Source organism: Pedobacter petrophilus (genome assembly GCF_009674725.1).
GTDB lineage: Bacteria > Bacteroidota > Bacteroidia > Sphingobacteriales > Sphingobacteriaceae > Pedobacter > Pedobacter petrophilus.
This window is the reverse complement of the sequence record NZ_WKKH01000002.1, coordinates 51,331-64,364: the sequence shown is the minus strand read 5'-3', so window position 1 is coordinate 64,364 and position 13,034 is coordinate 51,331. Positions and strand designations below refer to the sequence as shown.

Below are 13,034 nucleotides of genomic sequence, written 5' to 3'. Positions count from 1 at the left end.
AACCCCTCTAACCTAAAACTCCATTCTTGCCATCGGCGATACTTCCTGCCCAACAAAATCTTTAACCAGGTACTTTTGATATCCGGCAATGGCAATCATTCCGGCATTATCAGTGCAATATTGAAATGCAGGAATATAAACGTTCCATCCAAGTTCATCAGCAGTTTCCTGCAAACCGTTCCTCAAACCGGAGTTCGCAGAAACGCCACCTGCAATGGCCACTTCATTAATCCCATATTGTTTGGCCGCTTTCTTTAACTTATTCAATAAAATTTGAACAATGCTATGTTGAACAGATGCACAAATATCATCTAAATTTTCGGCAATAAAGTTTGGATTTTCCTTTTCCTGTTTTCTGATGAAGTAAAGGATCGAAGTCTTAAATCCGCTAAAACTAAAATTCAGGTCTGCAATCTGTGGTTCAGCAAATTTGAACGCCCTGGGGTTACCCAATTTTGCATGCTGATCAATTAATGGTCCGCCGGGGTAAGGAAGCTGCAAGATTTTGGCCGTTTTATCAAAGGCCTCTCCTGCTGCATCATCAAGGGTTTCGCCAACAATCTCCATATCAAAATAATCCTTAACCAGCACAATCTGTGTGTGCCCGCCAGAAACGGTAAGGCATAGGAACGGAAAATTCGGTTTTGGATCATCAATGAAATGCGCCAGGATATGGGCATGCATATGATTAACAGAAATTAATGGTATATTTAACGCAAGTGCAAAAGATTTCGCAAAGGAAACCCCCACCAAAAGGGAACCGAGCAAACCTGGCCCGCGCGTAAAGGCAACAGCATTTATGTCCTGTTTTGTAACCTTTGCATTGTTTAATGCTTGCTCAATAGTTGGAACAATATTTTGTTGATGTACCCTGGATGCCAATTCGGGGATTACGCCACCATAATTTTCATGAATAGTTTGGTTTGCAATAACATTGGCCGTAATTTTGCCGTTGTTACATATAGCGACTGAAGTATCATCGCAAGAAGACTCGATAGCAAGTATAACAGACAAATTATTTAAATTTTAAGCTGCGAAATTATTAAAAAACTATTTAAAATACTCCTTTGGGTAATTGCATCAATAATTTTGCTGCTTGCGCTTATTATTTTCTCATTACAGTTTAAGCCCGTTCAAACCTATGTTGCGCAGAAAGCAGCGGCATATTTGTCTAAAGAGCTGAATACGACTATCACCATTAAAAGCCTTTACATTAAGCCTTTCAAATCTGTTGTGCTCGAAGATTTAGTGGTGCTCGATTTACAAAAAGACACTTTACTGCGCACGCCTCAATTTATGGTTGATATTAATCAGCTCTCTCTTGATAAAAAGATAATCGATATCAATACCGTTCAGATCAATAACGGGCAATTTTTCCTAAAGGATTTTAAAGATAAGTCTTCTAATCTCGATTTCCTCATAGACTACTTCGATTCTGGTAAACCTAAGGTAAAGAAAAAGAAAAGTAAGCCTTATGATGTAAAGTTAAGCCGGCTTATTTTAAATCAATTTGCTTTTCGCTATACAAACTACGCCGCTAAAGATACCACTCAAGGCAAAGCTGTCAACTTCGACAATGTTGACGTTAAAGCCATAAGCGGAATCTTTGAAGGGCTTGACATGAAAAACCACCTGCTTAAAACTAATGTTAAAAACCTGACATTAAAGGAAAAAAGTGGCTTTTACCTTAAAAATCTTACCGCAGAAACTACCCTGGATAGTAACGCCATAGAATTAAAAAATTTACTATTGGTTACCGATAATAGCTACCTGACCAATTATTATCAAATGAAATATAAATCCCTGAAGGATTTTAATCATTATGTGGATAATGTGAGGATGAAAGCCGTGTTTAAGAATAGCCACCTATCCTCCAAAGACGTTGCTTTTTTTACACCGGAACTTAACGACATGAAACTGGACCTGGATATAGATGGGCAGATTACAGGTTTGGTGAACAACCTCCGGGCGAAGAATCTTTCTATTAAAGCAGGTAAAGCCACTTATATTAAAGGAGATTTCATTCTTAAGGGTTTACCAAAGTGGCGCGAAACCTTCATGGATATGAAGATTGAAATGGCTGGCACCAACAAAACCGATCTTGATGCCATTCTTGCCGGCGTAACCAATAGCAAGAAAAAAGTGATTCCCGTAATCGTTAATAAGTTCGGCAACATTAACTTTAATGGAAGTTTTACAGGCTTTCAAAATGATTTTATCGCTTATGGCGAGTTCAAAACGAAGCTGGGCAGAATCGTTTCTGATGTAAACATGAAGATCGATAAAAACAATGTTCCATCTTATACGGGTAATGTTAAAACTTTCGATTTTAATATCGGTAATCTTATCGATGAAAAATCTTTGGGAAGAATTAGCTCTTCACTTTATGTAAAGGGCCGCGGAACTGAACTCAAAAATCTTACAGAAAAGATTAATGGAGACGTAAAGTATATCGACTTCAACGGATACCGGTACAGCAATGTGAAGATTGACGGAACATTCAACAAGAAATATTTCGATGGAAAGTTAAGCATCAATGACCGGAATGTGAAACTTGTTTTTGATGGCGGCGTTAACCTCAACCCAAAACTTCCGGTATTTAACTTCAATGCTACAATTTCAAAAGCGAAGCTTAAAGCATTAAAACTTTTAAAAGATTCCTTAATCGTTGATGCAAAGTTCAGTACAAATTTTGCCGGAACCAACCTGAATAATATTGAAGGAAGTTTGTTGATTGAAAAAATCAGGCTTCAAAATCCAAAAGGAATATACAATGTTGATTCGGTACAACTGATGGCTAAAGGCACGGGTATCAATAGAAATCTAAATATTAAATCTGATATATTAGACGCCAGTATTGCTGGTGAATATGACCTTAACTCTATTGTATCTTATTATAAAGCGATAGCAAAAACGTACATTCCTTCGCTAAAGACAGACATTATAAAATATAACAATCAAATCTTCAAGTTTGATTTGCGCATTAAGAAGTTCGAACCATTGGCTCAGTTCATCTCCCCGGGATTGGAAATGGAAGAGGGCGCTATCCTGCTAGGCGATTTTGATTCCAGAAATAACACCGCCACACTTACCGGGTTTGTTAAAAAACTGAAATACAATGGCATCGTGGTGAACAATATCATCCTCGATGAAAATACCACTAAAGAGCAACTTCAGTTGATTATAACTTCTGATCGTGTTCAGTTGAATGATAGTTTGTTTATTAAAGATGTCAACGTTTCGAATATCCTTCGCAATGATAGTTTGGCTTTTAACATCAAGATGTCTAATTCTGACGAAGCCAACCAACTGGATTTAAACGGACTGGTTGAATTTACTAAAAATCAGGATACCACAGCACGCTTAAGTTTGTTACCCTCCATTCTTAAAATAAACAGTGAAGAATGGCGGATTCAGGAGAAAGTTAGAATTGTGCTGAACCAAGGCAAAACCCTCATCAGTAACTTTGATTTAACCAATGGCAATCAGCAATTAACCATTGATGGTTTACTCTCTGATGATCCGAAAGATTTGCTTCAGGTCGGATTTAAAGATTTTAATTTAAAAACACTTAATCCTTTTACAAAAGGTTTCGGGGTAAAACTTGGAGGAAAGGCAAATGGAAACACAAAACTTTATGGTATTTTAAAGGGCCCGAGAGCTACAGACGATTTGAAAATCGATTCCCTCAACTTTAATGATATCTACATCGGAACACTTCAGGATACCTCATCTTTCAATAGCGAAACAAATAAAGTTAACATCTTTACCAGGATTACTGCCGATAATACCGAAACTTTCAAACTTACCGGAAATCTGGATTTGAATGAAAAACAGATCGACATGGATGTGAAGATGAACAATAGTAAACTTACCATTCTGGAGCCGTTCGTGAAAACGCTGGTATCTAATCTGAAAGGAAATATCTCTGCCGATTTAAGTGTTAAAGGCCCCTTAGATAAACCTGCTATTAACGGATCGCTGGCGCTCGATGAAGGACAGTTGATGGTGAATTACCTGAAGACCACTTATGTAATTACCGATAAAGTAAATATTGAGAACAGCGTGGTGAAGTTGGATAATTTTAAACTCCGTGATTTAGAAGGCCACCTGGCGAATGCAAGGGGTTCGGTAGATTTAAACAATCTTAATGATCCAACTTTAGCCGTTGAGGTTAACGCCACTGATTTCATGGCGCTAAATACCACCTCGAAAGATAATGCGGTCTACTTTGGAAAGGCATATGGTACGGGTGTTTTTAAATTCAATGGCCCTACCAGTAAAATGAAGATTGATATTAAAGCCAGAACAGGAAACGGAACAGTTTTCAATCTGCCTTTGAACAGTTCAGAAACGGTATCTGATAAAGACTTTATCAACTTTATTAGTCGCGATTCGAGTAAAGTAGTCAAGAAAACCACCAATTTTGATGGTTTAACCTTAACATTTAAACTCACGATAGATCCGAATACAACAGCAAATATTTTTACCACATTAGGCAATTTGAGTGGTAAAGGTAATGCGGAATTAAACCTGAATATTAATAGTCTGGGCGATTTTGAAATGTCAGGAGATTATATCATCGAAACGGGTAGTTTTGACTTTACGGCACAAGAGGTAATCAATAAGAAATTTGAAATCAGGCAAGGTGGTACCATCCGGTGGACGGGAAACCCTACTGCTGCGCAGATTAATTTGAAAGCGATTTATGCGTTAAGAGCCAACTTAAATGAACTCTTTAAAGCGGCTAACCGCGATGCGAGTAGTTTAGCCAACCAAAGGGTAGATACAGAAGTGGAGATGGGACTAACCGGTCTCCTGCTGCAGCCGGAAATTAAACTCGACATTAATTTCCCTTCACAGCCTTCCATTAAAGAACAACTTCAAACCTATCTTAGCGATCAGAATAACCTGAATTTACAAGCCTTTAGTTTAATTATCAGGCGGAGTTTCGCTTCAGGGAATGGTGGTGAATCTATTGGTAACCAGTTAAGCTCTACCGCAACAAGTACAGCTACAGAATTGGTGTTCAACCAGTTCAACAATGTACTATCGTCGCTAAACCTGAACTTTGTAGATTTAAATGTTCGCTCACTGAACGAAGCCAATGCATCTTTCAAATTATTCAATAACAGGCTAATTATCAATGCCGGTATTGTCGACAGAAACAGTGTGAACGATTTCAACGTAATCGACTTTTCTAACGATAACGTAGGCAGAGAGGTTGAAGCATTATTTTTAATTAGAAAAGATGGAAGCTTAACCGCGAAAGCCGCGAATAAACCACCTACACAACAAAGTATCTTCCTGAATAGTGGAATCAGTCCGACGGCAAACGTAACTTCTTTTGGTTTGGTGTACACGCAGCAGTTTGATACGTTTAAAGAGTTTATTCAGAAAATCTCCGGCTCTTACCGTAGAAATCTGAAGCGGAAACAAAGCGAAACACCTGTTAAAACGAATAAATCGATTAGCAAGGAAGCGATTATCAATCAGAGCAAGGGAAATCAGCGGAGGTAAATGTGAGTGTTTTGTGAGAAGTCGTTGTTCGTCTCTCGTATTTCGTTCACAGCGGGAGGAAATAAATGCTGTAGGGTCAATTTGCAGAAATATTTTACGCAATCGCTATTACCCATAAATCTACTCTCCTCCTTCTTTTAAGGAGGGGTGCCTGAAAGGCGGGGTGGTTATTGCCATATCCATTCTGGCAAGAGATAAAATTCTGTTTCAACTTTCCTGGCAAACATGCTCCGGCCAGGCAAAAACCACCCTTTTTTTTAAAAAAAATCACGTCAACAAAAAAGCCAGTAGTTGAACTACTGGCCCAGATATGCTTTATATATTTAAATTCCCGGTTACCGAATCAACCGGCAACTGAAAATCGCAAACCAAAAACTCAACTATCCTTTCATAATTGAATGCCCCATTTTATCACGTTTAGTTTTTAAATAACGCTCATTATGGATATTGCTTTCAATTTCAATAGGAATATTCTCTATCACTTCCAGACCATAGCCAATCAGCCCTGCCCTTTTAGTTGGGTTATTACTCATTAAACGCATTTTAGTGATGCCTTCAGACCTCAATATTTGAGCGCCTACGCCATAATCACGTTCATCACCCTTGAAACCTAATTTAATATTAGCTTCAACGGTATCAAAACCAGCATCCTGTAAGTTATATGAACGAAGTTTATTGATTAGTCCAATCCCTCTGCCTTCCTGATTCATATAAACTACAATTCCTTTGCCTTCTTTCTGAATCATTTCCAAAGCTTTATGCAGTTGTGGTCCGCAATCGCAACGGCACGATCCGAAAATATCACCAGTCACACAAGAACTGTGTACACGGGCAAGAACCGGCTCGTCATCGCTCCATTCACCTTTTGAAATCGCCAAATGTGTGGCGTTGTTATCCAGCTGGGTATAGGCAGTCATTTTGAAATCGCCCCACTGCGTTGGTAAATCAATGGTTACTTCTTTTTTAATTAAACTATCAATGTTTAACCTGTAAGCGATTAAATCTTCAATAGAAATAATTTTCAACTGGTGTTGTTCAGCAATTTTGAATAAATCCGGAAGTCTGGCCATTTCGCCATCCTCTTTCAAAATTTCAACTAACAAACCAGCAGGTTTCATTCCGGCTAAACGGGCTAAATCTACCCCGGCTTCTGTATGGCCGGCGCGACGGATTACACCGCCATCTTTAGCAATCAGCGGAAAAATATGTCCAGGTCTTCCTAATTCTTCAGGTTTGGTTTTCGGATCTACCAAAGCCAGCATCGTTTTAGACCTGTCGCTCGCCGAAATTCCGGTGGTACAACCATGACCAACAAGGTCTACAGAAACTGTAAAATTGGTTTCGTAAGCGGCAGTATTTTTACCAACCATTAAATCAAGGTTCAATTCCTGGCAACGCTCTTCTGTAAGCGGCGCACAAATTAATCCCCTCCCATAGGTGGCCATAAAGTTAATTACCTCAGGTGTCGCATTCTCCGCAGCAGTTAGAAAATCACCTTCATTCTCGCGGTTTTCATCATCTACTACAATAATCACTTTGCCTGCCTTAATTTCAGCAATGGCTTCCGCTATGGTATTTAGTTTTGTCTGCATTTGTTCAAGGCATATTTATCTAGCCAGATCATGTTATTTTTAATTGGCTAAGATAACATGTAACAGCTTTTGCCAGCACAAAGGTACAACCTTAATAGACAAAAAAATCCAGGAAATATCATTTATAAGTAAAGGATATGGACTACCGTTTTTGCCTGATCCGGAACAATTTAAAGAAAAGCTGTTTGTAATAATTGATATCGAATAAAGCCGAGTCTACCGTGGCTTTATAGGTAAGAAAGGCAGCCAGCGGCGACAAAACAATCACGGCAATCCACATGGCTACAATCGGGTTGGTGGAACCTTCCCGGGCAGATTTTTCAGCAACGGTGGTAATGATATGGTAGATTAAAAAAAACGAAATTGCAATAACTACCGGTAAACCCATACCGCCTTTTCTGATGATCGCCCCTAACGGCGCACCAATAAAAAACAACAGGATACAAGATGCTGCCAGCGTGAACTTCCGCTGGTATTCTATTCGGGTAAAGATGTATTCGCCAACCAGATCGGTATGGCGTGGAGCCGTATTAGACAGATTCTGAACCATTCCAGATACAATGTTTGAGGCATTATCCAGGCTGGATTTTTTTGATCCGTTTGGAATATCTTTGACAATGTTATCACTGATCACTTTTGGCGCAACTTTCAGTTTGGAATATCCTTTAGCCGAATTGAATTGTTTGAAATTCGACGATGCCATTCTGGCCGAATACTGCCCCAAAGTATCCAGCAGTTTAGATAAAGAATCGCCCTTTTTACTAATTCCCCTTAGATTGAGCATTGGTGTACTGTTTCCAAACGCATTGGGATCGGTACGGTTCATATCGAAAGATTCCAGACTAAACCTGGGTTCTGTTTCTTTAAAACGGGTTCTGTTTAAAATCTGACGTGGATTATAGGCGCCGCTGGTGCTTGCCTGCTCTTCATATTGCACCCCATCCTTCAGTTTCAGCAGCAGGTATTTACCATCGGAAGTTTTATTCATCTCCCCTTCCCTCGCCATAATTACCTTCGGAATGCCATTGGTACCGCGATGGTCATAAATCAGGATGCCACTTAGTTTTCCGTTTTCATCTTTTGAATCTACCCGGATGGAAAAGTTCGGAATACTATTATTGAATACGCCTGGCTTAATTAGAAAGGAGAGCTTCTTGTTCCGGATATCATAAAGCAAAGAACTGAATTTCAGGTTTGCTTTAGGCAACATGTAGTTCGAGAAAAGAAATGAACTGATGGTGAGCAAAATGATCACCACAAATAATGGCCTCATGGCTTTCTGAAGGGAGATCCCGGCAGATTTGATGGCAACCAACTCGTAATTCTCACCGAGGGTACCAAACGTCATGATGGAGGAAAGCAATACCGAAAGCGGCAATGCCATGGCCACATTGGCGGCAGAGGCATAGTACATCAATTCTAAAATGGTGTACCATTCAAACCCCTTACCGATTAAATCATCGATCCACTTGAATAAGAAAAACATCAAAAGAATAAACATTACTACAAAAAATGTAGCAAGGAATGGCTTTATGAATGCTTTTATTAAAAGAAGATGTATTTTTTTCACCCTACAAAGGTAAGCAATACGGTTTTAAACTAGGCACCTAAAACGCTAATCAAATAGTCAATCTGGTTATCCCAGATTAATTTTTTCTCTGCCAGCAAGTCGTCTGTGGTGAAATCTGTTATAGAAAGCGCTACATCATTGGTCAGCTCATCCTGTACAATTTCCATCTCGAAGTAACACTGAGGTTCGTCGTCCAGCCACTTAAATTTAACTAATTTGTTCTCTTTGATCGAAACCAGCTTCGCTTTGAGTTGTTCGTCATCCCAGGTAAATGTGTAAACCTGGTCGCGAAAATTTACATCATCAGCGAACCATTGCGACAAGCCATTAGGCTCACTGATAAAGGTATACAATATTCGTGGTGACGATTTAACCTCGTACTCCAGTGTAAATTTTTTCTTTTCTGCCATGTTAATTCATTACCAGAATAAATCCGGATGTATTTTTTTTATTTTATTTTTCTAAAGAAAGGTAATTTATTCTATATTTGCAACTCCAAAAAATAACCAGCTAAATATTTGATAATATACACAAATATTTCAACCCGGCGGGGTAGCTCAGATGGTTAGAGCGCAGGATTCATAACCCTGAGGTCGGCAGTTCGATCCTGCTCCCCGCTACCATAGTAGGCAAATCAAAATTATCCTTTGATTTGCCTTTTTTTTTGCCCTCAAAAACCCCCTTTAAGGCGCCTAGAACGCGGATTGCTTCGTTTACCCGAACAGTTCGATGTAGCTCTCCGTCAAAAGTCCAATTTTCGGGATACATCGAACTAATTAAACGTCTCTTCCCTTCAGAATCTGCATTTAAATATGTTTTAGACAGGTTTGTGAGCATTCCAGTCGCTTTTGCAATAATCGGCCCTAAATTTAAATTTCCCCGCGAAATTTCTAAGAGTTTTCCTTCAAGAATTGTGATACTTCTTTCGCATTCAATCTTAATTTTACGATACTCGAAATCTAAAATTACATCCTGTAACATTTTATCTCGAGCCCGTATTATCTTTTGATTCAATTCTCCTATTTTATTTTTGAAGGTGATGGTCTCATCCTTTTCACCTCCTGAGATCGAATTATAGACCTGTGAGATTACCATATTATAAAGTTCATTCATTTTTGGATCCAGCGAATGCTTCTCTAGTTCTTTCACAAAGGCATCATTTACTTTATTAGCACTATGTCGCACCTTACATGCAGAAAAACAATGATAATAAAAGTAATACTTACTATATCCTTTAGAAGCACTGCCAGTCAATTTAAACCCGCATTTAGGGCATAATAAAAAACCTCTCAATGGCAATTCATCAGGAGCAAGGTGTTTATTTTTAGAATTTTTCTTCCTTCCGTCAAGAATATCCATTACAGTATAAAAAATACTTTCCGATACTATCGGCACATGTTGTCCTGTAACGATATGTGCCTCTTCATCTTTATATTTGGATATTTGAATCTGACCGCAATAAACTGGGTTACGTATAATTTGCCAAAAATTTTTACGCCCACACTTTAGACCCTTTTTGTGAGCTTCCTTCCAAACTTGGTCAATAAACCATTTGCCAGTGGCCAGTTCTTCGTAGGCCCACTTCATAATAGATGCTTGAGGTTCGATTGGACAAATGTATTTTTTCCCGCCTTCTGTGATTTTATTTGTGTAGCCAATTGGCGCTGAGCCCATGAAACGCCCCTCCTTCCTTGCCCTTCTCATTCCGAAAAAAGTATTCAGAGCTCTTCTATCGTTTTCCACCTCTGGTGCTGCAAGATAAAAAGCAAGCATCATTTTGTTTTCGGGAATAGAGATATCAAGCGGCTGTTCTATGGCTTGAGGCTCAATTTCCATATCGGAGAGGATCTTGATCATCATATAGGCATCGCCTGCATTTCTCGAAAACCTGTCCCATTTTGTAAAGAGAATAAGGTCAACTTGCCCTCTCTTTTTTTTAAGCTCTAAAAGCAACTTTTGCCATGCAGGTCTGTTAAATGTTTTTGCAGAATGATCTTCAAACACAACTTTCCTTACCTTAATTCCTTTCGATAGGCAATAGCGCTGTAAAACTTCTTCCTGGTTACGCTGAGAGTATCCCTTATCGGCTTGTTCTTCGGTACTTACCCTAATATATAGATCTGCTGTCATGGCTTTTTCATTGCTTGTTCTACTTCTAAAATAGCTAATGTATATAGCAATTCCAAGATTTCCTTGGCCTGTTGCTCATTAATTTCAAGACCTTTTTTCTTTAGTATAGCGATAGCAGTTTGTGGACTAATTTTCTCATACAGGTATTTTTTCATATGATTCAACCCTTGATGTGAAATAAGAAAAACCACCCATTAGGTGGTTTTTAGATTTATTGATTAACTTAAAAAAAAGCCGATTAACTCCTTAAAATGAGATATTTGGATCAATTATTGATGAATTTAGAGCATATCAACTGGTAGCTTATGAAGACATTATTTCTATTTCTATTGACCTGTTTCATTTCCACAGGCGCATTGTTGGCTTCGCTAAACTTGCATTATCCAATAATTGGATTCATTACTGCAGGATCTGCATGGCTTTTATTTGCCAAATATATTAGCAGGAGAAATACAGTAAGATTGAAAAGATCTAGACAACGGTAATTCATCTTTCAATATCCAGGATAAAGACTTCCTTATTCGGCACATAAATCCTACCATCGCTGATCAACTCATACCCTGATATCACTTCCGGATTGTACAAAGCCAAGGTTTTTGGGGGCCATCCCTTTGTAATATCTGACCCTTCCCAGTCTATCCCAATATCCTGCGGATAATAGTCATAGCTATCCCAAGCTCGTTCTTGAATCAACAGTCCATCGAATCCTAGTGCTTTGGTAAGATATTCGTTTCGGTTTCCTTCCCAACCGGCACCATAACATAAGAGGTCAGCAGACTTATAAAAATCTGTTAATTGGTCATCATTTCGATGCTCAAGGTATCGCTGTGGAATTCCAGCACGCGTCAAAATACTCCGGACGCGGTTAGCGTCCAGAGCCTTATCAGCATCCAGGATGCTTGAATCTTTATGTAACAGCACTTTATAGATTTTTGCAAAACCTACATTATTAAACGTCTCCTCTCCCTTTAATCTTGATTTCTGTAGCACTAGATGGCTAAAGAGGCGAGCGGCATCAACACTTACAGAAGTATAAAAGGCATTTCCCAGTGTAAGCGCGTTCCACCCAACTCCAATGCTCGAGCCAATCATTATCTTTCCTCCTTTTAATTCTAAAGAACCGTGAAAGAGATCTAAGGCCTCAGGTTTAAAAACCATTGCGTTATCCATTCTTAAATTTCTATTCCAAATTCTACCTCAAGATCGATTGGATAATTAGCAGTCAATACTTCTATTTTGCTCTTCCTCTTCCCTCCCTTGGCATTTACAGACACCTGTTGCTTTATTGACCATTGATGCCAACCATTTACCTTCGCGTACTTTTCCAGTAGCGGCGACGGATAGGAAGAAAGCAAAAATTTGCCCTTGATACCTGCCAACAAAAAAAGAAGGGCTTCGAAATCCTGCTCCGAATAGCCATCGTAATGGCCACAGTCAGAATTATAATAAGGCGGATCACAATAAAAGAAACTGTCTGTAGTATCGCGGCTAGCAATAATATAAAGCGCATCAGCGCATTCAATCTGGCAATTTTGTAGCCTAATAGCCATTTCTTCAACGAACCCCTCTTTTTTAGAATTTATTTTCTTGGTGGTCGTATTACTGGATTTATCATAGCCCCAGCTGCTGTCCAGCTGAGACGAAAAGCTCTGTGAAGAAGTCAACCAGACTGCCCATGCCCGTTTGATTTCCGAGAACATATCAGGGTTATTGTATATAACAGAAGCCTTCCTGTGCAGATCTCTGGAATGAAGAGAGATCCGAATTTCCTTCTCCAGCGAAGTAAAATCTTCCTTGGCTATCCTATAAAAGTTTATCAGTTCTTTATTGGTATCATTGATCACCTCTACCGTTGAAGGTTCTTTGGCAAAAAATACTGCCGCTCCTCCAATGAATGGTTCGCAATAAAGCACGTGGGGCGGAATCACCGAAACGATACGTTTGGCTAATTTTTGTTTACCCCCATAATAGCTTATGGGGGTTCGTAATTTAAATTTGGTCATAAATTTTAGTACAAATCATCAATGGTAAAATCAACCTTTTCACTATCAATCAATACTGAAACACGGCATTTAATATCCGGCTTAGCCATACTTTCCACTTGACACCGCTTACCGTTTAACTCATATAGAGGATGATCTTCCTTAAGATCGAGGGTAACCCATCCGCTTGCGCGGATATGGTCTATCTTAGCTAAAAGCTTTCTCATTTTTTCTTTTACC

The 13,034-nt window shown here is 39.0% G+C and carries 10 protein-coding genes and 1 tRNA gene; 2 read left to right on the top strand and 9 right to left on the bottom strand.

Features of this window, described 5'->3' with window-relative positions:
* Positions 1-12: 12 nt before the first annotated feature.
* Positions 13-1,014, bottom strand: coding sequence for a tRNA (adenosine(37)-N6)-threonylcarbamoyltransferase complex transferase subunit TsaD (gene tsaD / locus GJU39_RS01510; RefSeq protein WP_154278922.1), 1,002 nt, complete (start codon positions 1,012-1,014; stop codon positions 13-15).
* A 75-nt stretch (positions 1,015-1,089) separates the two neighbouring features.
* Here tsaD and GJU39_RS01505 point away from each other — a divergent pair, with 75 nt between their 5' ends.
* Positions 1,090-5,520, top strand: a complete 4,431-nt coding sequence (locus tag GJU39_RS01505) for a translocation/assembly module TamB domain-containing protein (protein ID WP_154278921.1) — start codon at positions 1,090-1,092, stop codon at positions 5,518-5,520.
* A 380-nt stretch (positions 5,521-5,900) separates the two neighbouring features.
* On the opposite strand, the gene GJU39_RS01500 is transcribed toward GJU39_RS01505, so the two are convergent.
* The 3 genes from GJU39_RS01500 to GJU39_RS01490 form a co-directional block, all read right to left on the bottom strand.
* Positions 5,901-7,112 carry a bifunctional 3,4-dihydroxy-2-butanone-4-phosphate synthase/GTP cyclohydrolase II gene (locus GJU39_RS01500; protein WP_154278920.1) on the bottom strand — a complete coding sequence of 404 codons (1,212 nt, stop codon included), beginning with the start codon at positions 7,110-7,112 and terminating at the stop codon, positions 5,901-5,903.
* A gap of 142 nt (positions 7,113-7,254) precedes the next feature.
* Entirely contained in the window at positions 7,255-8,682 is a 1,428-nt protein-coding gene (locus GJU39_RS01495) for an LptF/LptG family permease (RefSeq protein ID WP_342448162.1), read from the bottom strand.
* Between the two features lie 29 nt (positions 8,683-8,711).
* The gene (locus tag GJU39_RS01490; protein ID WP_131562254.1) at positions 8,712-9,092 is read right to left on the bottom strand and encodes an START-like domain-containing protein; all 381 of its coding nucleotides are present in this window, start codon (positions 9,090-9,092) and stop codon (positions 8,712-8,714) included.
* Between the two features lie 136 nt (positions 9,093-9,228).
* On the opposite strand from GJU39_RS01490, the gene GJU39_RS01485 reads away from it, so the two are divergent.
* A tRNA-Met gene (locus tag GJU39_RS01485) sits at positions 9,229-9,305 on the top strand.
* Here the strand turns inward: GJU39_RS01485 and GJU39_RS01480 are convergent.
* The 5 genes from GJU39_RS01480 to GJU39_RS01465 all read right to left on the bottom strand — a co-directional run bounded on the left by GJU39_RS01480 (position 9,262) and on the right by GJU39_RS01465 (position 13,021).
* Positions 9,262-10,812: a recombinase family protein gene (locus GJU39_RS01480; RefSeq protein WP_154279063.1), complete on the bottom strand. Its 1,551-nt coding sequence runs from the start codon at positions 10,810-10,812 to the stop codon at positions 9,262-9,264. The genes GJU39_RS01485 and GJU39_RS01480 overlap by 44 nt on opposite strands.
* Positions 10,809-10,967, bottom strand: a complete 159-nt coding sequence (locus GJU39_RS23385; protein WP_167515628.1) for a hypothetical protein — start codon at positions 10,965-10,967, stop codon at positions 10,809-10,811. Before GJU39_RS23385 ends, GJU39_RS01480 begins: the two co-directional genes overlap by 4 nt.
* A 331-nt stretch (positions 10,968-11,298) precedes the next feature.
* The gene (locus GJU39_RS01475) at positions 11,299-11,982 is read right to left on the bottom strand and encodes a hypothetical protein (protein ID WP_154278919.1); all 684 of its coding nucleotides are present in this window, start codon (positions 11,980-11,982) and stop codon (positions 11,299-11,301) included.
* A gap of 2 nt (positions 11,983-11,984) precedes the next feature.
* Positions 11,985-12,815: a DNA adenine methylase gene (locus tag GJU39_RS01470; protein WP_154278918.1), complete on the bottom strand. Its 831-nt coding sequence runs from the start codon at positions 12,813-12,815 to the stop codon at positions 11,985-11,987.
* Between the two features lie 5 nt (positions 12,816-12,820).
* Complete coding sequence (locus GJU39_RS01465; RefSeq protein WP_154278917.1) at positions 12,821-13,021, bottom strand: hypothetical protein; 201 nt, start codon at positions 13,019-13,021, stop codon at positions 12,821-12,823.
* Positions 13,022-13,034 lie beyond the last annotated feature (13 nt).